The organism is Acidobacteriota bacterium (genome assembly GCA_028874215.1).
Taxonomy (GTDB): Bacteria; Acidobacteriota; UBA6911; order RPQK01; family JAJDTT01; genus JAJDTT01.
The window spans coordinates 51,165-74,027 of the sequence record JAPPLF010000080.1 but is presented as its reverse complement, the minus strand read 5'-3'; the positions used below and the strand labels follow the sequence as shown (position 1 = coordinate 74,027).

The 22,863-nt window shown below is 62.7% G+C and carries 17 protein-coding genes; 7 read left to right on the top strand and 10 right to left on the bottom strand.

Features of this window, described 5'->3' with window-relative positions; translation table 11 throughout:
• Positions 1-13: 13 nt before the first annotated feature.
• Complete coding sequence (locus tag OXT71_15785; protein ID MDE2927856.1) at positions 14-1,891, bottom strand: hypothetical protein; 1,878 nt, start codon at positions 1,889-1,891, stop codon at positions 14-16.
• Positions 1,892-2,049: 158 nt separating this feature from the next.
• Between OXT71_15785 and OXT71_15780 the strand changes: the two genes are divergently transcribed.
• The 3 genes from OXT71_15780 (at position 2,050) to OXT71_15770 (ending at position 4,156) form a co-directional block, all read left to right on the top strand.
• Positions 2,050-2,229 (top strand): hypothetical protein, encoded by a 180-nt coding sequence (locus OXT71_15780; protein ID MDE2927855.1) that lies wholly within the window; start codon positions 2,050-2,052, stop codon positions 2,227-2,229.
• A gap of 169 nt (positions 2,230-2,398) precedes the next feature.
• A complete protein-coding gene (locus tag OXT71_15775; GenBank protein MDE2927854.1) occupies positions 2,399-3,259 on the top strand; it encodes an EboA domain-containing protein in 861 nt (286 codons plus the stop codon).
• 9 nt (positions 3,260-3,268) lie between these two features.
• On the top strand, positions 3,269-4,156 hold the full coding sequence (locus OXT71_15770) for a TatD family hydrolase (protein MDE2927853.1): 888 nt from the start codon (positions 3,269-3,271) through the stop codon (positions 4,154-4,156).
• Positions 4,157-4,369: 213 nt separating this feature from the next.
• Here OXT71_15770 and OXT71_15765 read toward each other — a convergent pair whose 3' ends face one another.
• Genes OXT71_15765 through OXT71_15745 form a run of 5 tightly spaced genes read right to left on the bottom strand, consistent with a single transcriptional unit; the run spans position 4,370 to position 11,418 of the window.
• Complete coding sequence (locus OXT71_15765; GenBank protein ID MDE2927852.1) at positions 4,370-5,266, bottom strand: hypothetical protein; 897 nt, start codon at positions 5,264-5,266, stop codon at positions 4,370-4,372.
• Positions 5,266-7,929, bottom strand: a complete 2,664-nt coding sequence (locus OXT71_15760) for a PEP-utilizing enzyme (GenBank protein ID MDE2927851.1) — start codon at positions 7,927-7,929, stop codon at positions 5,266-5,268. The genes OXT71_15765 and OXT71_15760 overlap by 1 nt, the downstream gene beginning before the upstream one ends.
• Positions 7,926-8,900, bottom strand: coding sequence for an NAD(P)-dependent oxidoreductase (locus OXT71_15755; GenBank protein ID MDE2927850.1), 975 nt, complete (start codon positions 8,898-8,900; stop codon positions 7,926-7,928). The genes OXT71_15760 and OXT71_15755 overlap by 4 nt, the downstream gene beginning before the upstream one ends.
• Positions 8,900-9,556 (bottom strand): isoprenylcysteine carboxylmethyltransferase family protein, encoded by a 657-nt coding sequence (locus tag OXT71_15750; GenBank protein MDE2927849.1) that lies wholly within the window; start codon positions 9,554-9,556, stop codon positions 8,900-8,902. The genes OXT71_15755 and OXT71_15750 overlap by 1 nt, the downstream gene beginning before the upstream one ends.
• Positions 9,553-11,418: an AfsA-related hotdog domain-containing protein gene (locus OXT71_15745; GenBank protein ID MDE2927848.1), complete on the bottom strand. Its 1,866-nt coding sequence runs from the start codon at positions 11,416-11,418 to the stop codon at positions 9,553-9,555. Before OXT71_15745 ends, OXT71_15750 begins: the two co-directional genes overlap by 4 nt.
• Positions 11,419-11,489: 71 nt before the next feature.
• Between OXT71_15745 and OXT71_15740 the strand changes: the two genes are divergently transcribed.
• The 4 genes from OXT71_15740 (at position 11,490) to OXT71_15725 (ending at position 18,673) form a co-directional block, all read left to right on the top strand.
• Positions 11,490-12,095: a TetR/AcrR family transcriptional regulator gene (locus OXT71_15740; protein ID MDE2927847.1), complete on the top strand. Its 606-nt coding sequence runs from the start codon at positions 11,490-11,492 to the stop codon at positions 12,093-12,095.
• A gap of 62 nt (positions 12,096-12,157) precedes the next feature.
• The gene (locus OXT71_15735; protein MDE2927846.1) at positions 12,158-13,531 is read left to right on the top strand and encodes an alkaline phosphatase family protein; all 1,374 of its coding nucleotides are present in this window, start codon (positions 12,158-12,160) and stop codon (positions 13,529-13,531) included.
• 132 nt (positions 13,532-13,663) lie between these two features.
• Complete coding sequence (locus tag OXT71_15730) at positions 13,664-16,879, top strand: TonB-dependent receptor (GenBank protein MDE2927845.1); 3,216 nt, start codon at positions 13,664-13,666, stop codon at positions 16,877-16,879.
• Positions 16,880-16,921: 42 nt separating this feature from the next.
• On the top strand, positions 16,922-18,673 hold the full coding sequence (locus OXT71_15725; GenBank protein MDE2927844.1) for a hypothetical protein: 1,752 nt from the start codon (positions 16,922-16,924) through the stop codon (positions 18,671-18,673).
• A 97-nt stretch (positions 18,674-18,770) separates the two neighbouring features.
• On the opposite strand, the gene OXT71_15720 is transcribed toward OXT71_15725, so the two are convergent.
• From OXT71_15720 to OXT71_15705, 4 genes are all read right to left on the bottom strand, one after another.
• Positions 18,771-19,040, bottom strand: a complete 270-nt coding sequence (locus tag OXT71_15720) for a type II toxin-antitoxin system RelE/ParE family toxin (protein MDE2927843.1) — start codon at positions 19,038-19,040, stop codon at positions 18,771-18,773.
• Entirely contained in the window at positions 19,024-19,254 is a 231-nt protein-coding gene (locus OXT71_15715; GenBank protein ID MDE2927842.1) for a DUF6290 family protein, read from the bottom strand. Before OXT71_15715 ends, OXT71_15720 begins: the two co-directional genes overlap by 17 nt.
• Positions 19,255-19,367: 113 nt before the next feature.
• A complete protein-coding gene (locus OXT71_15710) occupies positions 19,368-20,069 on the bottom strand; it encodes a hypothetical protein (GenBank protein MDE2927841.1) in 702 nt (233 codons plus the stop codon).
• A 20-nt stretch (positions 20,070-20,089) separates the two neighbouring features.
• Positions 20,090-22,852, bottom strand: a complete 2,763-nt coding sequence (locus OXT71_15705; protein ID MDE2927840.1) for a pitrilysin family protein — start codon at positions 22,850-22,852, stop codon at positions 20,090-20,092.
• Between the last annotated feature and the right edge of the window lie 11 nt (positions 22,853-22,863).

The window sequence follows — 22,863 nt, the reverse complement described above, 5'->3', positions numbered from 1 at the left end:
CCGCCGAATCAGGCTAGTTTCCGATGGGTCCGTTCCGGAATTCCAGCATTCCGGATGCGCCGGCCGCCCCGTAGACCTCCTGGAACCAAAGCTTCAACGGCCCTTCATCCAGCCCGTGGAGCGTGAGTTGCCCGGGGGCCAAAAGAACTGCCGCCGTTTTCAGGTCTCCGGACCGCCGCAGCAGAGGCACGAAGAGCCGATCCAGAAAGACCTGATCCGTGTCGCCGGAGAACATCTCCAGTTCGGCCGAGACGCGGCCGACACGGGGTCCGGTGGCGGCGCCCAGAAGGACCCACGCCCCCGCTTCCCCCAAGCCCACCAGGTCCAGCCCTGTCACGTCTCCCCGATCCAGGATTTCGCGGCAGACCCGCCGGACCTGGTCAATCCGCCGCGACGCCGGCGTCGGGTTGTAGGTCGTCCAGTGATTCACGTCCTCAGGAGGCATCAGCGCCTCGACTTGGGGATACGGGCTGATCCGGAACGCCAAGCGCCCGTCGCCGCGGTATCGGTGCGCCAAAGCCCGGGCACGTTCCTCCTCTTCCCGCGGATGCACCACGAGAACGGCTCGGCCGGCGCGGTGATGGGGATCGGGCAGCTGAACCTCCATCTCGACGAGATCCGGCGACGGAGGCACCGAAAGGGAGTGCCGCAGAACGGGGCCATAGACCTCCCGGTAGCGAAAGATCTCCTTCCAACCCCCCGGCTTGTGGATCTCGATCTGTCCGCGTGCCCGGGCGGCGAAGTTGGAGAAAAGTTCCTCCAGAGGCAGAGGCCGAGCCGGAAGCTCCGCCGTCAGGACATCGGCCGGCTCCACCTGGAACGGCTCTTCACCGGGCCGTTCCTCGTCCCACAGCCATCTCCCGAACCATCCATAGACCGCCTCGCGGCTATCGCGGTTGTAGTTGTGCGGGTAGTCGAAATGGGCATTCGCAACCCGGTCTTCCGCGCCGAAGAGGCGGTAAACGGAGCGGATGGCCGGAAACTCCACGTCCGGTGTCTTGGAAGTCCAGTCGCCGCTGGTGGAGACCAGCATCAACGGCCGGGGCGCCATCATCGCCCCGATCTCCGTGTTGATGGAATCCAGACGCAAGAGTGGAGCGTTCTCGCAGATGCATCCCCCCTGGAAGTGGGCCGAGATCATGTTCACCGGCGCCGCCACCGAGATCCTGGGATCCACCGCCATCAGCAGGAAAGTCTGGGTGCCGCCGCCGGACGCCCCGGTCACTCCGATCCTGCCGGCGTCCACGTCGGTCCTGGAGGTGAGGAAGTCCAAGGCCCGGACGCTGTTCCAAAGTTGAAGGCCCGCCGGTCCGAAGCCCCAGAGTTGGTAGCGGGATTCGTCGAAGCGATGGGGGATGAGCCCCTTGGTCTCCTCGTATCCGATCATGGAATAGGTGAAGACCACGGCGCCGCGCCGGGCCAGGTTGATGGCGCGCCCCGGAACCGAGGAAAGCTCGCTGTTTTCCAGCCTTCCGTTCTTCCAATGGCCGTGAGGACCGAGGATGGCCGGATAGGGAGGATCCATCCCCAGGGGACGGTAGAGATTCCCGGTCAGGTAGAAACCGGGCAGGGTCTCCAGGGTGACATTCTGAACCGTATAACCGTCCCGCGTCACAAGCGGCGAAAGCCGGGGATTCAGGGGCGTCCTGGCAGGCAACGGTTCCAGTCCCGCGCTGACCATGATCCGGGTTCGGAGTTCGTGCGCCCGCGCCATCCAATCTTGAAGCGTGGCGAACTCGGGGGGTGTCTGCTCCTGGTCGAGGCGGCGGAACTCTTCGCTCCGTCCCTCGGCGGAGAAGAGCAGGAGAAGTCCTCCCAGAAATAATCCAAGCCTGAAGCAGCTTCGACGCGCCGGCACAGCCTGAGCATGATGCAACAGGCGGGTACACATGGCAAGGAACCGGTGGGAAGCCCTTCGCCAATGTCGAAGCTGGTGGTTACAGTCAACGGAGGACCGGAGCCCGGAGTCCGTGATCCGGGACTTGCGGACTAGTCTGGTATGATGCGGATGTTGGACACGGTAGCTACCTGCAGAAAGGAGAAGAGTTGATGGCACTCATGCTGTCCGACACCTACGATGCTTTGATCGAGGCTGGGGCCAGCGAAACCAAGGCCAAAGCCGCCGCTCAGGAAGTCGCCGCTCTTGACCGTCGGCTTCTGCGCCTGGAGGTCATGTTAGGCATTAACATCACCATCACCCTGGCCATCGCCGCCAAGCTCTTTACCTGATTCGGAGTACGTGGAACGGCCTGGTCGGCGTGTCTTCCGGCAAGGCCACAAGATTGGAAAGCTCGTCAATTCACGATACGTAGCCCCCTGCATCGATTGACAAGATTTCCCGTCTCGCGGACGATAGCTTCCCGTTTTCGGTACTTTTCGTTCGCTGGACCCACGAACCGTGATCGATTTTCTGACCCGGATTCTCAGGGCCCGCGCCTCCTCCCGCGGCTGGAACTGGTTTCAGGCAGCGTGCCGCCGCACGGATATACCCGTCGATCTCAATTGGCTGCTGGGCAACTACGCGGGTGCCTCACTCCGTTTGGGGAAGAGGGCCTTGAACCTGGAACCGGAAGAGACCCGGCGCTGGAATTCCCTGAGTCCCGATCTTCCCCTCGATCACTGGGGCCTGGACGAACTGGGACGGGCCATCCTCCTGCTGAGAATTGCCCATCTGCCTCCGGACGAATATTCCGAAACGGTGCTGGAATGCTACCGGCAGGGTGACAGCCGCGAGCAGCAGAGCTGGCTCCGGGGAATCAATCTGCTTCCCCAACGCAGTCGGTTCCTGGACGCGGCCGTCGACGCCTGCCGGACCAACATCGTTCCCCTGCTGGAAGCCATCGCCTGTGAAAACCCCTACCCTGCGGCGCACTTCCCGGAGCTAAACTTCAACCAGATGGTGCTCAAGAGCCTGTTCAACGGGATCCGCATGGATCGCATCCTGGGGCTGGAATCCCGCTTCAATCCGGAGCTCTCCCGGATGGCCGACGACTACGCCAGCGAACGGGAGGCGGCCGGCCGGGACGTGCCACCCGACATCTGGTGGGTCGTGGCGCCGCGCATCGCTCCCGAGAGAATCGGGCGCATCTACCCCTATCTGCAGCAGGGCAATTCCCGTCACCGCTATTGGGCTGCGCGCGCTCTGGGATACGCCCGGGACGAACGAAGCCGCGCGCAGCTCGAGCAGCGGAGAACGGTTGAATCCGACGACCGCGTTCTGGCCGCTATTGACGCCTCGTTGGCCAAGATGGTCCAATGAATTTCCACCATGAAGATCTTCGATCCTCACATTCACATGACCTCCCGGACCACGGACGACTACTCGGCCATGGCCCAAAACGGGATCCTCGTCATCGTCGAGCCCTCCTTCTGGTTGGGGCAGCCCAGAACCAACGTCGGCTCCTTCATCGACTACTTCAACAGCCTCCTGGGCTGGGAGCGGTTCCGGGCGTCCCAATTCGGCATCCGCCATTTCTGCACCATCGGACTGAATCCCAAGGAGGCCAACAACCCCAGGCTGGCTGAGGAAGTGCTCTCGCTGCTTCCCCGCTACCTGCAGAAAGATGGCGTGGTCGCCGTGGGAGAAATCGGGTACGACGATCAGACCGACGCGGAGGAGCGCATCTTCGCCCGCCAATTGGAACTCGCCATGGAAATGGACTTGCCGGTCCTGGTGCATACGCCCCACCGGGACAAGAAGCGGGGCACCATCCGCTCGTTGGACCTCATCCGCAGCGTCGGCTTTCCCGAGGAGAGGGCCCTCATCGACCACAACACGGAAGAGACGCTGCCCCTGGTGCTGGACACCGGCTGCTGGGCCGGCCACACCATCTATCCCCATACCAAGATGGACGAGGTCCGGATGGTGAAGCTGGTGAAGGAGTACGGCAGCGAGCGGATCCTCATCAACAGCGCCGCGGATTGGGGCATCAGCGATCCCCTGAAGGTCCCCAAGACCACCGACCTGATGCTGGAGAGCGGCATCACGCTCCAGACCATCCGGACCATCGTCTGGGACAATCCTGCCCACTTCTTCTCCCAGAGCCGGCGGCTGGACCTGGCCGGCATCGACACCCGCCCCAGCATCGACCAGACCGAGTTCTACGGAGGAAGTACGGTCCTGCGCGGCGGCCAGACTCCGGTCGTCGAGACCTAGGAGCCTGCTCCGCAGAAATCAATCTACTGCGAAAGCGGCGAATCGGTCCATATTTCCCCGATTTCTCGGCGAATAGAACAACTATGCACCTCAAAATCGTGAAAATCTGTCCTCGATTCTCCACTTTCTCGCTACGATCATTTCTACGGCGCAGACTCCTAGCGCCTGACCCGATACGTATTCCATCCACGATGCGCGCCAGCGCGATAGAATCTAAAGAGTACCCAAGACGACAATTCCCAGAAACGAAAAATAGGCGATCGCCGCGCCCGGTCCCAGCCGATGCTCGCCGGGAGTCCTCAACAGGAATCCAAGCGTATTGAGCAGCGAACAAACCCAAGGAGCCAGAACGAGCCAACCGACGCTGGCGCCGCACTGCTGCCACGGCTGCAGAATGAACGAGAGAAACGTTACGGCAGCGGTCATCAGCCCCAAGGAGATCGCACTGCTGGCTACGGCGCCCACTTCCGTTGAATAGAGCTTCGCCGCTGGAGTGCCCGCCGTGGGCCAGCGGGTCTTCCGGGCCACCTCCCAGTGCAGGTAGGCGAGAACGAAGGAGGCGATTGCGAAGACCACGCTCATGGCCGGCGCGTCTGCCGTTGAGTCCGGACGAACAACCCAAACGTAGATTGCCTGCAACACATGCAGTTGAATCGCCACGCCGATGGCGAAGAACATCCGCTCGCGATAGAAGCGCCAACGCACTTCCAGCCACCACAAGAAGAGAGAATACGCCATGATCGCGCCGAGCACCCCGGCCCCGACGGGCCTCCCCGCATTTAGAGCCAGAAGGATCACGGCGGTGATCGCCAGCAGCAGGTACAGGTCGCTGAACGACACGACGCCGGCGGCCAACTCCCGCTCAGGATGGTGCACCCGATCGTATTCGTAGTCGCGGATCTCATCGACGACCCGCATGAAGAAGGAGACGAGGAACAGGCTGAGCCCGGTCAAGACGACGGGAACATCCAACCTGTCGACCAGGCGCTCGGGTCGTTCGAGGAGACCCTCGAGCGCACAGGTCCAAAGGGATACCCAGGCCACATACGGAAGGGGGGGATACCGACGCCAGACGAAGCGAATCAGATTACGGACAGGTGCCGCCGGCATCAGCCCTCCACGATGGTGACCGTACCGCCCGCACCATCCAGCCTGACGCGTGCCCCTTCGGGAATGACACGCGTCGCGTCCGGAACCCCGACAACGGTCGGAATGCCAAATTTCCGTCCACTGATCGCCGTATGCGACAACATGCTGCCACGTTCAACGACAATCCCCCGGCCCGCCAGCATGAGGAATAACCAACCGGGATCCGTTTCGCGCGCCACCAGTATGTCGGTAGCCTCGATGCAGACATTGGTGGGGTCGAGGACGATCCTGGCGCGCCCCTCCACGACGCCGGCGCTCGATCCGATGCCGCGCAGGACCCGGTCGGTCCCAAGCGCGGATCTGTTTTTCGGGATTGCCGGCTGCACGGGTCCGCAGGTCGTAAAGTCCCGAGGAGGGCCGGCATCGAGTTCATGGCGCTCTTTCTCCCTCCGGCGAATTCCCACCAAGGCTTGCAAGTCGCCGGTCACCCCCGTGCCGTCGAAGAACCCGAAGATCTCCCCATGGGTCAGAAACACGGCATCGGCACGACGGTCCAGAGCACCTTGCTTCACCAGCGCGCTGGCGAGAACGTCAAAAATGTCTTTGCAGTACCCGAAGAACTCACCGCGCCAGAAACGGCTGTCCTCCCGCTGGTTGACGGTGATCCGGAGCCTGTGGATCAGCCCCAGAAACAGGAAGCTGCGGATCGAGCGGCGTCCTAGTGCGGCCCAGACCTGCTCTTTGGCGCGGTCGCGTATCTGTTTCTCCGAATGCGCCAGCTCATCCGCAACCAGTCCCTTGGAGACGCAGGATCGCAAAGTCCGGACAAACAGCTTGGGCTCGCGTCGAAAGCCGGGAGCCTCCATGTTGAGCTCGGCTACCCCACGATCACCGTACTTGCGGAGATGGTGCTGGATTAACCCTCGAAGCTCTCGAAAATCGGGCTGGGTCAAGATGGCCGACCACACCGCCTGATCGTCCATGGATTCGAACAGTTCTACCGAACGAGGATCGGCCCGAATGAGTTCCGCGATCCTTATGGCGGAAGTGATCGCACGGGAGCCGGCGTTATCCTCCCCGCACAGTAGATCGCTCAGGTTGATCTCAAAATTCCATTTCCCGATCAGTTTCCGGGCGGCGGCAAAGTAGGTGTTGATCAACCAGTGGTTGATCAGCGTCAGTCCCCACCAGCGGCCGACTTGCTTCCATACTTCACGAAACGTGGCCATCGCCACCATCGGATCGGCGCCGTCGAGTTCGATCTGACGGAGGTCTCCGAGGTATTCCCGCCACCACCTTTCAAACCCGCGAAACTCCCTTCCCAAGCGCATCGCGCAGCGTCCGGCAATCATTGACGCGCGGCAGGTCGCCCACAGTCCTCCACCACCGCTGTCCTCCTGAGCGATCGAAGCCGGCATCTCGAGCACATCCTCCAGATCGCTCATGAACCATTTGGCGATGGGCACCATGCCGTTCACTCTGAGCAGGTAGGTCAAGGAATGGTAGACACGACCGTTGATGAAGCCGAGCATGCGTTCGAAGTCGGGGAGTTGTTCGTAAAGGACGCCGGGCGGGCACCCGCTGCGTCGGATGAAGTCGTAGAACACGGTGCGGTAAAAGAGCCGCGCCATGCTGTACGTCAGCGGGGTCGTAACGTTTGGAAAGCTCTCGGAGACGTTGGCGCTACTCCACACTCGGATGGTGCGATGGTCCAGGTGCACCGGGCGGCTCTGCAGCAGATAGAGGCGGCCTTTCGAATCGTACGCGCCTTCGATGTCCTGGGGCGATCCCAGCAGGCATTCCACCTTTTGTGCGATAGCGTCGAGTTCCAGAATCTCGCGCGTGGTCAAACAGGGTTCCCGCACCGCCTTGACGGGGACGGGTTCGGCAACGAGCGGGGACCCGTCGCCGTCGGGGTTCCTTACCAGCTTTGTCGTCTTGGGACCAATCTCAATGGTGATGGCCCTGGACTTTCGATTGACGAAAAAGTGATCCACACCCACTCTCTCTTGGACGACGCCTTCCCCCACTCCGTAGCCTGCCGCGATGACGGTCTGCCTCAGAGTTGTCCGCGGGTCGCAGGAGAAGGCCACTACGGATCGCGCCGACGCGACCATGCGCTGTACCCCCACTGCAACGGAGAACCCGTGAGGGGCGATCCCGAGCCGCCGTCTATAGGTGATCGCTTCAGGGGCGTACCCCGAGGCCCAACAGCGACGGATTTTGGCAACCAGTTGCGTGGCGCCAACAAACAGGAACGAATCACTCATGCCGGCCATGGGATGGTGCGCGCTGTCTTCGCTCTCCTCTGCGCGGTGCCCTGCCACGGACGCGCGAACTGCCACGAACTCCCCGTACTCGAAGAGATCCTCAAACGAAGCCTTGATCGCTTCTTCCAATCCGTTGGGCAGGCGGACGTCGAGGAACATCCGCTGGATTCTCCGTGACAGGGACTGTACCGCCACGGCGTCAAACGAGCCGCAACCCCGGAACAGAGCCTCGACCTGGGGCCGGAGGGCAGACAACACCGCCTCATAGGCGTGCGTCGTCAGGCAGAAGAAGGGGGGAACCGCAAACCCGGCGGCGTGTAATGCAGCAAGATTCGCAAGTTTTGGCCCCACCGCAGCCTGCAGCAGCTTCGACCGATAGTCGACAACGAACAAGGGAGTGGCGATCCTGGTCATTTTGCGACCTCTTGGTATTGGCGAATGGCGACCTCAAGCCGTCCTTGGGGAGAACGCGATGGAATGTCACAACCCATCTCGGAGAGACGGCGGCAGGAGAGAATCTGATCTTGCATCAGCAACTCGAGGCGGGTAGCCAGCCGGTCCGGCCGTCGACCCGGCATCGCTCGGAGACCGGCAAGAAGGGAACGCGGGCAACGCAATTTCACCAGGGGACCCGGAAACCCCGCCATGCCACGTACGGTGGACAGGATCTGTTCCTGCGGGAGTGCGGATCTGTAGGCGACGTTGACGGCCATCCGTTCCGGATTGGATCCATTCCCGTGTATGGTTGCCAGCCTCTGCAGCAGGAAGAGAATGACTTTGGCGTAGTCGTCAATGTGAATGAAGGAATAGGACACGGCTTGGCGACCAGCCAGTCGCATCCTGGCGAGTCGAACCAGCAGCGGAACCAGGAAACGATCCCCACCGCCAATAATGAAGCGAGGCCGACAAAGGTACGCACCGAAGTCTCGTTCTGCCGCCATTTTGAGAATCACCTTCTCGGCGCCCCTTCGACTGCTGGCCAGGGGTGTAACCGGGTTCGGACGATCCACCTCCAACGCCGGCCGCAAGGGCCCCTGCCCGTACACGGACGCCGAGCTGCCGTACACGACGCCGCGAAGGTTGGCATCTGACTTGCGGAGCAGGTTCAGCGTACCGGTGACGTTTGTGGCCACAAACCTTGTGCCATCCGGATCGATCTGCCTGGTGGCGAGATGTACGAGCAAGTAGGGCCGGCGTGGAAACGCACCATCCGGCACTTCGGGGAGAGAACATCGGATCCACCGGATAGCCGGCGTGCCCTGAGGCGGCCGCCTTCGGGCCAGGACGCGCACCCTGCTCCGGGGACAAGCCTCGATCAGTTTGCGCCGGACGGCGGTGCCGACGTACCCCGTTGCGCCGATCAGGACCAAGTCGCAACCGTTCATTACCATAGGAATGGGATGAGGCGCTTTCTCGCCTTCGCGAACTCCCGATACTCGGGCAGCGTAGAAAGCAATAGCGACTCTTCGACCAGGATCCGATAAGTCACGGCGGGCAGGAGCAGCCCGAGCAACGCCGCCATTCCCCATGGGCTGGCCAGGGCGACAACGAATCCGAGATTACCCAGTACCATCCCCGTATAGGCGGGATGCCGAAGATAGCGATAGACGCCGCTTCGGACGATGCCGTCAGAGGGGATCCGAACGCTGTGACTGTAGGTGGCGGCCAGTTTCCGGATCGCGGCCAGACGTAAGCCCACGCCCAGGATCATGATCGTGACTCCGGCGACTACCAGGACCCACCGCACCGATACCGTTCCCTCCATGGGCGGCGAAAGAACGGTCCCGAGAACAGTCGCACATCGCGCCGTTGCGTATAGTCCGAGACTGCTCCGATCGTCGGTCGCCTCTTCCTTCTTCGCTTCCCGCATCGTGATGCCCGCTTCGGCAAGCAGCCAACCCAGATAAATCCCTGCCACAACCAGCGTCACCCAGTGAGGAGGCCACGGCTGTGTGAGCAGGCGGTGGACTGTGATTCCCAACAGGCAGGGAATACCCCCAATCAGGAAGAGCACCGGCGCCTGTCGCTTGATGCTGCTCATTTGGCAGGCGACGGCCGCAGCATTCCGGTCACGTGGGCGCTAACGCAACATTGGCCGTTCTGGAAGACCTGGGCGACACCCCAGGCGCGATGTGGACGTTTGTTTTGCCAGTCCTCCGTACGTCGCGCCCAACTCTTACCGAGGCCGGGAAGCGTCCTCACGATGATGGGTGCCGCGCCGTCGACAAATTTGTGGTAATCCGCGTGGAAACTCGTCATCACCATCCCCCACCCCCGGGGCACTCCGATGACATGCGAAGAAGCGATCATTGCCTGGCGAACAATCTCCATCAGGGCCATCCCCTGTAGATGCCCCGACTCGTGATCAAACCGGAACTCCTCTGTCAGGGGCGAGGCCAGGAAATGTATGAGCCCTCCTACCTGCACAGCACCGGACAACATGACGTTGGCCTCGTATCGCTTGTGGACCATCCAACGATCGATCCGTCCCTTCTGGCGCAGATCGTCCAGAAGGGAGGGCGCATCGAATGGGGAAACGCGAAGGAGCAAACCTTGAATCTTATCGTCGTAGTCGCCCGCAACCTCGGGCTCCGTTCGAATTGTCCGCTCTCGCTTGCGACCGTTTGCCCACCGCTGCAGCCGGAACTCGGTCTCGGATGCGGGAGCGCTGGCGCCGATGAGCCAACAGGGGCCAGGCAGGATTCGGGTGAAAAAGTCGATCTGCCATGGATCCTCCACCAGGACCCGGATCCCGGTTCCTTCGTAGCGGTCGAAAACCGGCGGGGTGAGCAGCGCATAACGGGGAGCCGAATTCCCCGGGGACACCAACCATTCGGTCGGCCGGTTACCGGCGCCGGCATCACTTGGCGTAAGCGTCTCGCGGACAACAACCTCCTGCCCGGTTGCGTGGTACAGCATATTGACGATGTTGGGTCCGGATCCAAAGGCACTCAGCAGGATCCGCTGGCCCCGCCGGATCAGATCGGTGAAGGCCTTGGCCATCGCGATGCCGAGGCTGGCTCCCGCGTTGTTTCCTCGGCGCCGGACCGTTTCCACCAGCAGAGAGTTGGGAAGGCACCGGCGATGCAAAAAACGAATGGCCCTCAGGTTGGCCTGATGCGGGACGAAGACGTCGACACTGTCCGGAGAAGCGTTGCACCGCTCGAGAAAACCTGTCAGCGCCGGGGCGACCTTTTTTTGGATGAAATTGTTTACTGCCGCTCCATTCATGTACAGCGCGTTGGCATAGCGCCCCCAGCTTTGGAAAACGAGCCCCTCATTCATATCGCGCTCAATGCGATCGGACTCTGCGCTGCCATCGGTTCCCGTGCGCCGGTCGTACGCGACGAATCCCGAATCCGGCTCCTCGGATGGTCTCAGCAGCACTCCTACGCATCCATCGCCAAATAGATAGCGGGGAACCCCAATGGGAACATTCCGGTTATCCAATTCGACGACGCCGACGAACGCAGCGAGTTGATTCAGCCGAACAAAGTCCGCAGCCGCGCCGAGGAGACCGAGAAAAGAGGTGCAGCCGCCATACGAGCTCAACGTGCCCGCATTGGGCAATCCCAGGCGCACGCGAAGATCGGAGGCCGGATTGGGAACGAGACGGGCTGAGGGCCGTTTGATGCTGCAGGTGGAAGTGGCGATCAGACCGATTTCGTCCGGTCCGTAAGGGTCGAGGCATCGCCGGGCGCAGACCTCAAGCAGTTCCATCGGATCCGAATGCTCGGCCGAGAATTGCCTTCGGCCTTCCACGCCCATTTTCTCCAGGGCGCGCTGGGCGCGCGGCCGAACCAGCCGTCCCTCTTGAAGCAAGAACTCATTGCTCACCTCGAGATCGGGCACGACCTCGCTGATGGCGGCAATGACCACACCGGACACAGATCCATTCATCATCGATAACTCCGTTGATTCCTGACTCCGCTTGCGATAGCATACAGCCTGTACGCATTATACATACAGGCTGTATGCATGTAAAGACCAAAAAAGCCCTTCAGTCCGAGAAGACGCGCGGAGAGATCGTCCGCGTAGCGCGGAAACTTTTTGAAGCGAAGGGCTATGCGGGGACGGGTACGGAGGAGATCGTCCGTCGAGCCGGCGTCACCCGCGGCGCCCTCTATCATCAGTTTCGGGACAAGAAGGCGCTTTTCGTCGCCGTCGTGGAGGCGTCGGAGCGCGAGATGGCCGGGCACATCCAGGCGGCGGTGGACGCCGAAGCGGAGCCTTGGGCGCGTCTCGAGGCTGGGTATCTGGCCGTTCTCGATGCTTGCACCGAGCCGGGAATCCGGCAGATTCTGCTCCTGGATGCGCCTGCCGTACTCGGTGTCGAACGCTGGCGGACGGTCGAAGCCGAATACGGACTGGGATTACTGAGTCGGGGCCTCGAGGCGATCATGAAAGCGGAAAGGATGAAGCCTCTGCCGGTACGAGCGATGGCCCACCTGCTTCTCGGCGCGATCAGCGAGGGAGCTCTGATGATCGCCTCGGCCGGGGACCCCGGAAAGGCTCACCGCGAGGTCGTCGCGGGTCTGCAGCGATTGCTCGGCAGTCTCAAGCGAACGGACGCCACGTGAGGCAGCCCCATCCGGCGCCCCGTCTCCACCATCATGTCGTGATAGATCCGGAATAGCTCCTCGTGCACCGCACCGCGGTCATCAACGTCGTCGGACTCACCCGGGCCCTCCTGGGACCGGACACGCCCCACCTGAGCGCCTTGGCGCAAAACGGCGCCATCCGGTCCCTGCGCACGGTGACTCCGGCCGTCACCTCCACCGTCCAGAGCACCTTCCTGACCGGCCTCCCCCCCTCCGGCCACGGCATCGTGGGAAACGGATGGTATTTTCGCGATCTGTCCGAGGTCTGGTTCTGGCGGCAATCCAACCGTCTGGTTTCGGGAGAGAAGGTCTGGGAAACCGCCCGTCGGCGCGACCCCCGCGTCACCTGCGCCAAGCTCTTCTGGTGGTACAACATGTACAGCAGCGCCGAATGGAGCGTGACCCCGCGTCCCATGTACCCGGCCGACGGCAGGAAGATCCCGGCCATCTACTCCCACCCGGCCGACCTGGCCCAGCGCCTGGAGTCGGACATCGGACCCTTTCCGTTCTTCGATTTCTGGGGTCCCCGCGCCGGCATCGCCTCGAGCCAATGGATCGCCCGGGCGGGGCGGCGGGTCTGGGAGTGGCACCGGCCCACTCTGACTCTGGTCTACCTGCCGCATTTGGATTACAACCTCCAGCGGTTGGGACCGGGTCATCCCGGCGTCCACCAGGACGTCCGGGAAATCGACGCCGTCTGCGGCCGATTGCTGGACTACTTCCGGGAACGGGACACGCGGGTCATCGTGCTCTCCGAGTATGGGATCACCCCTGTAGCCGGCGCCATCCACATCAACCGGGTCCTTCGCGAGGCCGGATGGATTCGCGTCCGGCCGGAGCTGGGGCTGGAGATCCTGGACCCGGGCGCCAGCCCCGCCTTCGCCGTGGCAGATCACCAGATCGCCCACGTCTACGTTGCGGATCCGGCCCACCGGTCCCAGGTCCGAAAACTGCTGGAGCAGGTTCCGGGCATCGAGCGGATCCTGGACCGGGAGGACCAGCGGGAATTGGGGCTCGATCACCGGCGGTCGGGAGACCTGGTGGCCATCAGCCACGCCGACAAGTGGTTCTCCTACTACTACTGGCTCGACGATAAGTCGGCGCCCGATTTCGCCCGCACCGTGGACATCCACCGCAAGCCGGGCTACGATCCCGCGGAACTTTTCGTGGACCCGGGGATCCGGCTTCCCTTCCTCAAGGTCGGTCTGAGACTGTTGCAGAAGGCGCTGGGCTTCCGCTACCTGATGGACCTCATCCCGCTGGACGCAAACCTGGTCCAGGGTTCCCACGGCAGGCCCACGGAAGATCCGAACCAGGGACCGGTTTTCCTGAGCACGGAACCCGGACTTGTCCCCGACGGCGGCGTCCCGGCGTCCGGAGTCCGAGATCTCATCCTGGCCCATCTCTTTGACTGAAGCGGCCAGCCGGGAGTTGTCCGCACCGGAACCGCACCCCCTGCGTGGTAGACTGACGCGCGGTTTTCGCTCGCCGTCACACAGTGCGAAACGGCGCCGCGGAGATGCCACGGTCGACAAATGATTCCCCAGATGCGGTTTACGCAGCGCTCCGGTCGTGCAGCGGCGTTCGTCCGCCGGCGCGCGCAGCAGCTCCGGCTCCTGGCTCTACTGCCCGCCTTTCTCTTCTCGAGTCCCGGTGAGGCTCTGGCCCAGATGGGCACCGGAACCCTGGTGGGGCACGTGGGCAAGAAGAACGGCGAGGCCGCGGCCGGAGTTGAGGTGGCAATCCACCGCGTCGACACCAACGAGGCCTTCCTGCTGCTGACCAACGCCAACGGAAACTACCGGCGAAGCGGTCTGCCTCCCGGCCACTACGAGATTACGGCGTCGCTCCCGGGCTACGAAACCCAGGTCCGAACCCACATTCGGCTTCTCGTGGAACAGATTCGTGAGGAAGATTTTCTCCTGGTCCCCGGAGATCCCGGGATCCGGCAGTCGATCCGCAGCGGTACGGTGCTGGCGGGGACCGGCCGGGAGGACCGGGGGCAACTGATCGACCAGGAAAAGCTGGAGAGCATGCCGGTCAATACCCGTGACGTGGGCCAGTTGGTCACTTTGGCGGCCGGGGCCGCGACCAGCCACGAAAGCCGCAGCCGCAGCGTCAAAGTGTTGGGCATGAGGCGCAAGGACAACCTGATCTTCATCGACGGCACCCTCTTCACCCACGGCGACGGAACCCCCTCCTTCAACGCCAGCACCGACGCCCTCAGGGAATTCGATGTCAAGACCGGACTCTATTCCGCGGAATTCGGCATCCGGCCCGGAGGCCAGATCGTGGCGGTGACCAAGAGCGGCACAAACGAATTCCACGGCGGCTGGTTCTGGTTTCACCGGAACGACAACCTGGACGCCCGCAATTTCTTCGAGCAGCGAAAGGCGGAGTTCAAGCGCAACCAGTTGGGGGCCACTCTCGGAGGACCCCTTCTTTTTCCCGGCCTGCTGAACGGGCGGGACCGGGCCTGGTTCTTCGTCTCCTACCAGTTGCGTGCGATCCGGGAGACCAAGCCTCTCACCGGAGTGGTCCCGACTGCCGGCGAAAAACAGGGCCGGTTCGCCGTTCCCATCCGGGACCCGTTGACGGGAGGCTCTTTCCCGGAAAACCGGATCCCGGCAAATCGGCTGGACCCCGTCGCCTTGAAACTCCTCCGTTACTGGCCCGAACCCAACACACCCGGAGCCCTGAACTTCACCAGTCCCGACTCCCACAGTCCCTTGGACAATTCGCAGGTCATCGCCCGCATCGACGTGAGACAATCCGACGTGAGCCGTTGGGCCGGCCGTTTCGTCCTGGACTCCAACCACTGGACCTCGACCCAGCCCATCAGCATCTTCTCCACCCGCCACCCCCTGGCCACATGGGGACAGTCCCTCTCCCACACTCGCAGCCTGAGCCCGAGAGTCCAGGCCGTGACCAGCCTCCATTGGTTCCGCCGTCCCTACAAGTCCCGGATATCCTCCCACGCCAGGGAGTTGGATCTGGGAATTCCGGAACTCCTGCAGAGCGACGTGGATCGAATCGGGGTGCCGATCGTCGAGATCCAGGGTTACACCAGAATCGGCGACTATTCCTTCCTCGGCCCCAGCAGCCTGGGCAACTGGCAGGCGAATCAGGACCTGACGGTGGTGGAAGGAGACCATTCCCTGAAAACCGGCATCCACTTCCGCCGGCACTACAACCTTTACGTGACGTCCCGTCGCAGCCGGTTCAACTTCTTCGACCGGTATACGGGCAACGGTTTCGCCGATTTTCTGCTGGGCTACGTGTCTCAAAGCCGTTTGGGAGGGGAGGGCTCCCGGGGGCGATTCCATCAGGACAGCTACTACCTCTACCTGCAGGACACCTGGAAGGCCAGCCCCCGGCTGACGCTGAACCTGGGCCTGCGCTACGAGCTGCGGCTGCCATGGAGGGAAAGGCGGGGCTTCATGTCGAACCTGGATCCCCTGACCGGACAGACGGTCCCCGCCTTGCTCGAGCTGGATCTGAAACCTTGGGAAACGGGCCGCTTCCAACCCAACTATCCACTGGTCCGATGGAACCCTCTGGACGGAATATTGCCGCGCCTGGGCGTGTCGCTTCGCCTGGCGGACAAGACCGTTCTGCGCACCGGATACGGTCTTCATGGCAACGAGCCGGACCTGAACATGATTCTCCGCCTGAGCCGGAATCCCCGGCCCGGAGCCGAACGGCTCATTTTCAACAGCCCTCTGGAGATCCCTTCCCTGCGCTTGTCGGACCCATTTCCCGACGAGAACCGGGACACGGCCATTCCCGACCACTACGGATTCCAGACGCCCCTGCCCTTGTCCCGGACCCATTCCTGGGGCCTCAGCCTCCAGCACGAATTCACTTCCCGCTGGCTGCTGGACACCGGCTACCATGGCTCCCGATCGACCGATCTCCTGGAGACGGTCTCCTGGAACGACGCGGTTCCGGGGACCGGAGACCGGCAGCTTCGGCGGCCTTGGCCTCATCTTCAAGCGGTCTATTTCCCGTTTGCAGCCGGCGATTCCTGGTACCAGGGCATGCACTTCCAGGTGGAAAAGGCCGCGGGCGCCGACGGCCTGTACCTGCTGGCCTCATTGAGCTGGTCGCGCCTGATTCAGACCGGAGGGGGAACTACCGGATACACTTCCCGGCGAATTTACCGGTCCCGCAATCTGCCTCTGGAGGCGACCCGGGGAGTGGCGGACTTCCATATTCCGGTGCGTTTGATGCTTTCGGGCGGATTCGATCTGCCCTTTGGCCCTAACCGGACTCTGCTCCAGAGCGGCTTGGCCTCACAGTTGTTGAGGGGATGGTCGATCCGGGCCATCGCCAATTTCCAGGAGGGCGGCTGGCGCACGGTCTCTCTGCCCGGCGACCCCTTGGACGCCGGGTCGGAAGCGTCCCAGTGGCCGGACCGCATCCGGGACGCGAATCTGCCCGGCCACGAGCGGACTCCCGCCCGCTGGTTCGACACCAGCGCGTTCGCTCTGCCGGCAGCGTTTGAATATGGAAACTCCGGCCGCGGCGTCGTCGAGGCCCCCGGCCTCTTCAACCTGGACATCTCCCTGCGCCGGACCTTCCGTCTGGCCGAGACTCAACGGCTGGAGGCCCGGGTGGAAGCCTTCAACGCCACCAACCGGCCCAACTTTGTGGTCAACTCAAGACAGCAGACTCTCCTCTACGGAACCGCCGGATTTGGCGTCCTGGCCCAGACGCTGGCCGCCCGGCAGATCCAGTTGGCCCTGAAGTTTTACTTCTGACTCGAATCATCATTTTCAAACAGAACGAAGGAGGACCACTCCATGCTCCCACTCTCCCGAATCCGTCGCAGTGTGCTCTCGATTCTGGTCTCGGCGGCGTTCCTTGGCGGAAACACGGCTACCGCTGAAACGGCTGCGAGCCCGGACCGGCAGTTCGCCCGCTACAAGTTTCTCCTCATCGACGACGACCCCCTGGTGGAGCACCACAACTTGCGCCGCAAGGTGAATCAGGCGGCCAAGCACAAGGAGCCGGTGTTGCGTCTCGACGCCCCCTGGGAGACGGAACGGGACATGCTCAACTACGTCTCGGTGATGTACGACGAGGAAGAGCAGATCTTCAAGATGTGGTACACGCTCATGCGCTGGCAGGGAGAGACGTCCGACGGTCCCCGGGGCGTGGCCTACGCCGTCAGCCGGGATGGACTCACCTGGGAGAAACCGAAACTGGGCCTGGTGGAGGTGAACGGTTCGCGCGAGCACAACATGGTCATCGACTTCAAGCGGACATTCGTCTACTCCATCATCAAAGACCCCAGCGACATCGCCGCCCGCCGCTACAAGATGATCTTCAACACCTTCGGTGAAGAGTCGCTCTGGGCCCGGCACCACTCGGCGCTGAACCTGGCCTATTCCCACGACGGACTGCACTGGCAGCGTCCCCGCCACGTCAACCCGGTAATACGTGGCATCAGCGACGACAACTGCACCCTCTTCTACGACCCGGACCGCCGGAAATACGTTCTAATGACCAGGCGGGTACCCAACGCTCCGCGGGACATCTCGCAGTACGAGAGCTACGACCTGGTCAACTGGGAGGACACGGGCCGCGTCCTGGTGGCCGGCGACGATCTGGACCCGCCGGAGCTCTACAACATCTACGACATGCCGGTCTTCCGCTACGAGAACTTCTTCCTGGGCATCATCAATCCCTACTACGTTCACCCCTTCGCCCCCACCTACGGCGCCTACCACAAGCCGCCCGACTACCCCCGGGGCAAGGTGGGCCAGTTGGAAATCTCCCTGGCCTACAGCCGCGACGGCAGAACCTGGCATCGTCCCGACGACCGCTCGCCGGTGGTGCCTGTGGGTAAGCCGGGCGACCAGGACGGCGGCATGCTCTACCCGGCCGAGAACCCCCTGGTGCGCGACGGCGAGACCTGGATCTATTACACGGCCAGCCGCCTGAACCACACCTGGTGGGACTGGCTCTCCTACGACCTGTCCCAAGGGACCCGTGACCTGTGCGTGCTGATGGTGGCCCGCATGCCCGAGGACCACTGGATCTCCCTGGACGCCGGAGAGGAAGAGGGCTGGTTGATGACCAAGCCGTGGGGTCCGGCCTACGAGATCCTGGTGAACGCCGACGCCGAGGGCGGCTCCATCGAGGCGGAGCTGGTCACGCCCTACGGGGAACCGATCCAGGACTTCACCCGGGCCGATTCGGTTCCATTGACGTCAGACGGAAACGCCCAGAAGCTGACCTGGAAAAGCGGACGGTCTCCCTACGATCTGAGCGTGGAACAGTACGGCGGGGTCTGCCTCAAACTGTATCTCAAGCGGGCGAAGCTCTACTCCTACACCTACACGCTGCCCGATCCCGACGGCGATCTGGCCCGGCGCCAGGCCAACGCCCGCTGGCTGGACGTGATCACTCACCGGTCCGGTCACTGGGGCCGCGACTCCAACGAGCCGGCGATGGGGGTTCCCCCACATCCGCGCCACCAGTCCAACCCCGCCGGAGGCCAGAAAGACTTCGGGAAGCGGATGCAGGAATCGATTCGCAACAAGAAATGATGAGGAATCGGCAGGTGATGGGCATGGATTCTCGACCCTGATCTCTTTCGGTGGGCCCGTCCAGTGTAGTCCGTGAATGGTTGGCGGCATTCTCACGTCACCGGTACACCTTGTCCCGGCGACCGATCCTCACCACCAGCACGCGGAACACGCCGTCCTCAAGGTGGGCGACGATGCGGAATTTGCCAACCCGGCACCTCCAGAAATCGCCCATTTTGGCTCCCTTGAGGGCCTTTCCAATGCGGCGTGGGTCATCCAAAGCCCCAACACGACTATGCAAAAAGGCAAGAATCCGCCGTGCCGCAGGCCGATCCAACTTTTCCAAGTCGCGGACCGCCTCCCGATCCAGTTCAATCCTCCAACCCATAGCGCTGCATTACTTCTTCCAGCGACACGGTCCGAGACTGTCCGGATCGAAGGGCGATCAGCCGTTGTTCGGCAAGGTATAAATCCTCGAGGTCGTCCAAGTGTTCCCGAATGGCCTCGATCATGTAGAAGGTCTTGCTGCGCCCTGTAAGGTCGGCCAACCGTTGCAGGCGTTGCGAGACTTCATCCGGCAAGCGTAGAGAGACAGGAGCCATGAGGATCCTCCTTCGCGTGGTTTGTGTGATACAAGTATCTCATAGATTGCTTTACCCATCACGACAGTGGCTTACGCTTGTGGCCTTTGACTTCGGCGGCTGGACAGTCGCGGTTATTGGGACGCCAGATGGATCTCGAACTGGTCCATGGAGAGCTTACCCGTCACCTCTTCCGAGAACCCTACGAAAGAAAACCCGTAGCTGGCGCTGTTCTTGAGAAGATCGTTCAGGGAGGTCTTGGACGGGGCCCAGCTCCGGTGCCAAAGAGATTCGTCGTTGACCAGGACGAAGTGCTCGGGCGGGCCCCATTCCCCCTGCTGGATCTTGAGAGGCCGGCCCGTGTAGTGCCACCTGGTGCCGCCGGAGTGGACCCAGAAGAAGCACCGGGCGCCCTTCAGATCCAGGTCGTCGCCTCGAAGGTGAACCGACACCCGGGCGCCCCGCAGGTCGAGGGCTTCCTCCTGGCGAAATCCCGTGGGCCGGGGAGTCGTACTCGGCCCTTCCTCGAGGTCCTCGGCAATCCACCGGTGATAGAGGATCAGAGGCAGAATCGAATGGGGGTCCTCCGGAGTATCGATCCGCCACCGGGAGTCGTCCCCCCAGACATAGCCGGAATTCCCCACTCCACCGGCCTCTTCCCAACTGGTCAGGAAAAAGACGTTCTCGTTGCCGCTTCCGCCGTTGTAGTCGTAGATCTGCCAACTCTCCCGGCCGGCGTCGAAAGTGTTGATCCGCTCCGTGGTCGTCGGCATCGATTCCATCCCCCCGCACCCGATGGAGATGAGCAGTAAAGCCGCCAGAATTCCGATTTTCATAGACTCTCCCCCATCCGCGGCTACGACCCGGCAGCGTCGATCAAGTTTCCGTCCTGGTCGAGTCGTTTCACGTCCCCGAGATTGAGCTCCCGGACCCCCTCCTCGATCTTCGAAAGGTCGCCGACGATGACCCACACCAACTGGTCCGGCCGAATCACCTCGGTGGCCGACGCCAGGATGGCCGGGATGTCAAGCGCCCGGACCTTGCCGGGGTAGGTCCGGTAGTAGTCGTCGGCCAGCCCGTAGCGGACGATCTCGGCGATGGTCCTTCCCACCGCACCCGAGGTCTCCCACCGTCCGGGAAGGCTGAGCGTCTGGGCCTTCTTGGCCCGGTCCAGCTCCTCCGCCGTGGCGGGCCGCTCTCCCCGGTACTCCCGTAGCTCCCGATCAATCTCCGCTGCAGATTCCTTGGTCTTGTCCGTCTGAACCGGCGCGTAGACGATGAAGGGCCGCTGGCCCCGGGCGCCGTAAAGGAGAGTCCGTGCCCCGTACGACCAGTGCTTTTCTTCCCGCAGGTTCATGTTGATGCGGGAGGTGAAGCTGCCGCCGATGATGCGGTTCATGGTGATGTGGGAGATCTCGTCGGGATTGTTGGTGGGCGGCGCCACGTGCCCGGCGAAGATCAGCGACTGTTGAGATCCGGGCCGGTCCATGAGGTAGACCTGGGACCGGGTGTGGTGGTCCACTCGCCCGACCTTCTTTTCCGGAACCGGTCCGCTTTTCCAAGCCTTGAAGACCCGCTCCAAATGAGGCTGGATCTCGGCCAAGGTCGTGTCCCCCACCACGATCAGGGTGGCGTTGTTGGGCCGGTACCAGGTGGCGTGGAAATCCTTGAGCTGGTCCCGGGTGATGGCCTTCGCCGACTCTTCGGTTCCGGATCCGGTCAGCGGGTTCCCGTAGGCGTGATCGGGTCCGTAAATCAGCTTGGGCATCACCCGCAGAGCCATGGGAACGGGACTGACCTTTTCCCGTTGGATCCGGGCCAGGAGCTGGCGCCGGAGCCGCTCCAGCTCTTTCTCCGGGAAGGAGGGATTCAAAACAACGTCGGCATAGAGATCCAGCGACCCGGCGAGATTCGATTTGAGCGCCGACAGTGAAACCGTCGAGTCGTCGAGGGAAGCGGTGCTGCCGATATTGGCCCCAAGACGGGCCGCTTCCTCGCTGATCTCAAGCGCGCTCCGGGTCGAGGTCCCTTCGTCCATCATGTCCGCCGCCAGGTCGGCTGTCCCCGCCAGTCCGCCCAGATCGGCGGCATAGCCGGCATCCATGAGCAACCTGAAGTTGATGACGGGCACCGCGTGACGCTCGGCCAGAATCACCTTCAGACCGTTGGAGAGGGTCGCCTTCCGGAGGCGGGGAAACTCGGCGGGCGGCGGCTCGCCCACGTCGGGCAACCGGTCCCGATCGGCTCCCGAATCAGCCGTCGAGTATTTGGGGAACGGGTGGACTTCCAGGATGAAGTCGCCGTCGGACAGCCAGTCGCGAGCCACGTCGCGGAGGGCCTCCGGAGTCGCTTCCTCCAGGTACCGGAAATATTTCTTGTAGGTATCGGGAGAACCGCCGTAGACCTCGTTGGACGCCAGGATATCGGACTTGCCGCCGAACCCGCCGACCCGTTCCAGGCCCCTTACGAAACTGGCAAACGTCTGCGTTCTGGCCAGATCCAATTCGGCTTGGGTGGGCCCCTCCTGGATGAGTTTCTCCAACTCTTCGGCCAGGGCCCGCTCCACTTCACCCAGTGTCTTCGACGGGTGAGCCGTGGACATCACCTGGAATCGGCCGCTCAATTCCCGGGCGTAGAGGAAACTGGACGCGTCCGTGGCGATCTGGTCCTGGTAGACCAGCCGTTTGTAGAACCGTGAGGTCTTGCCTCCGCCCAGAATATCGGCCACCAGGTCCAGGAGAGCCGCTTCCCGGGTTCCCCACTGAGGAACGTTCCAGGCCCGGTAGATTCGTGCCTGGGGCACGCGGTCCTGCATCTGCTGCCGGTGGGTCCCCGTCATCTTGGCGATCCAGGCTTCCTGTTTGTCCACCGGAGGACCGGAGGGAATGTCTCCGAAGTAGTGCTCGACCTTCTTCTTCACCTCCTGGGCGTCCACGTCGCCGGCGATGGACAGCACGGCGTTGGCGGCGCCGTAGTAGGTCTTGAACCATTCCTTGACGTCGTCCAGCTCGGCGGCATCCAGATCCTCCATGGAGCCGATGGTGGTCCAGGAATAGGGATGACCCGCCGGGTAGGTATTCTCGGTCAGGAGGGTCCAGGCCCGGCCGTACGGTTGATTCTCCCCTTGGCGCTTCTCGTTCTGGACCACCCCGCGCTGCTCGTCCAGCTTCTCCTTGGAGATGGCGCCCAGCATGTGCCCCATGCGGTCCGACTCCAGCCACAGGGCCAGGTCCAGGGCGTTCTTGGGGACGTTCTCGAAGTAGTTGGTGCGATCGGCGTTGGTGGTGCCGTTCATTCCGGTGGCGCCAACCTCCTCAAGAGGCTCGAAGAACTCGCCGGGCCAGTGTTCCGTCCCGTTGAACATGAGGTGCTCGAAGAGGTGGGCAAAGCCCGTCCGTCCCGGCTTCTCGTTCTTGGACCCCACGTGGTACCAGACGTTCACGCCCACGATGGGCGCCTTGTGGTCCTCGTGGACGATGAGGGTGAGGCCGTTGGGCAGGACGAACTTCTCGAAGGGGATGTCGATCTGAGACGCCATGGAGCCGTCGGCGCTCTTCGCAGGGAAGGCGACGCCGGGCCAGACCAGGGCCAGAGAGATCATGAGGGCCAGTGTCTTCATGGAATTCAACC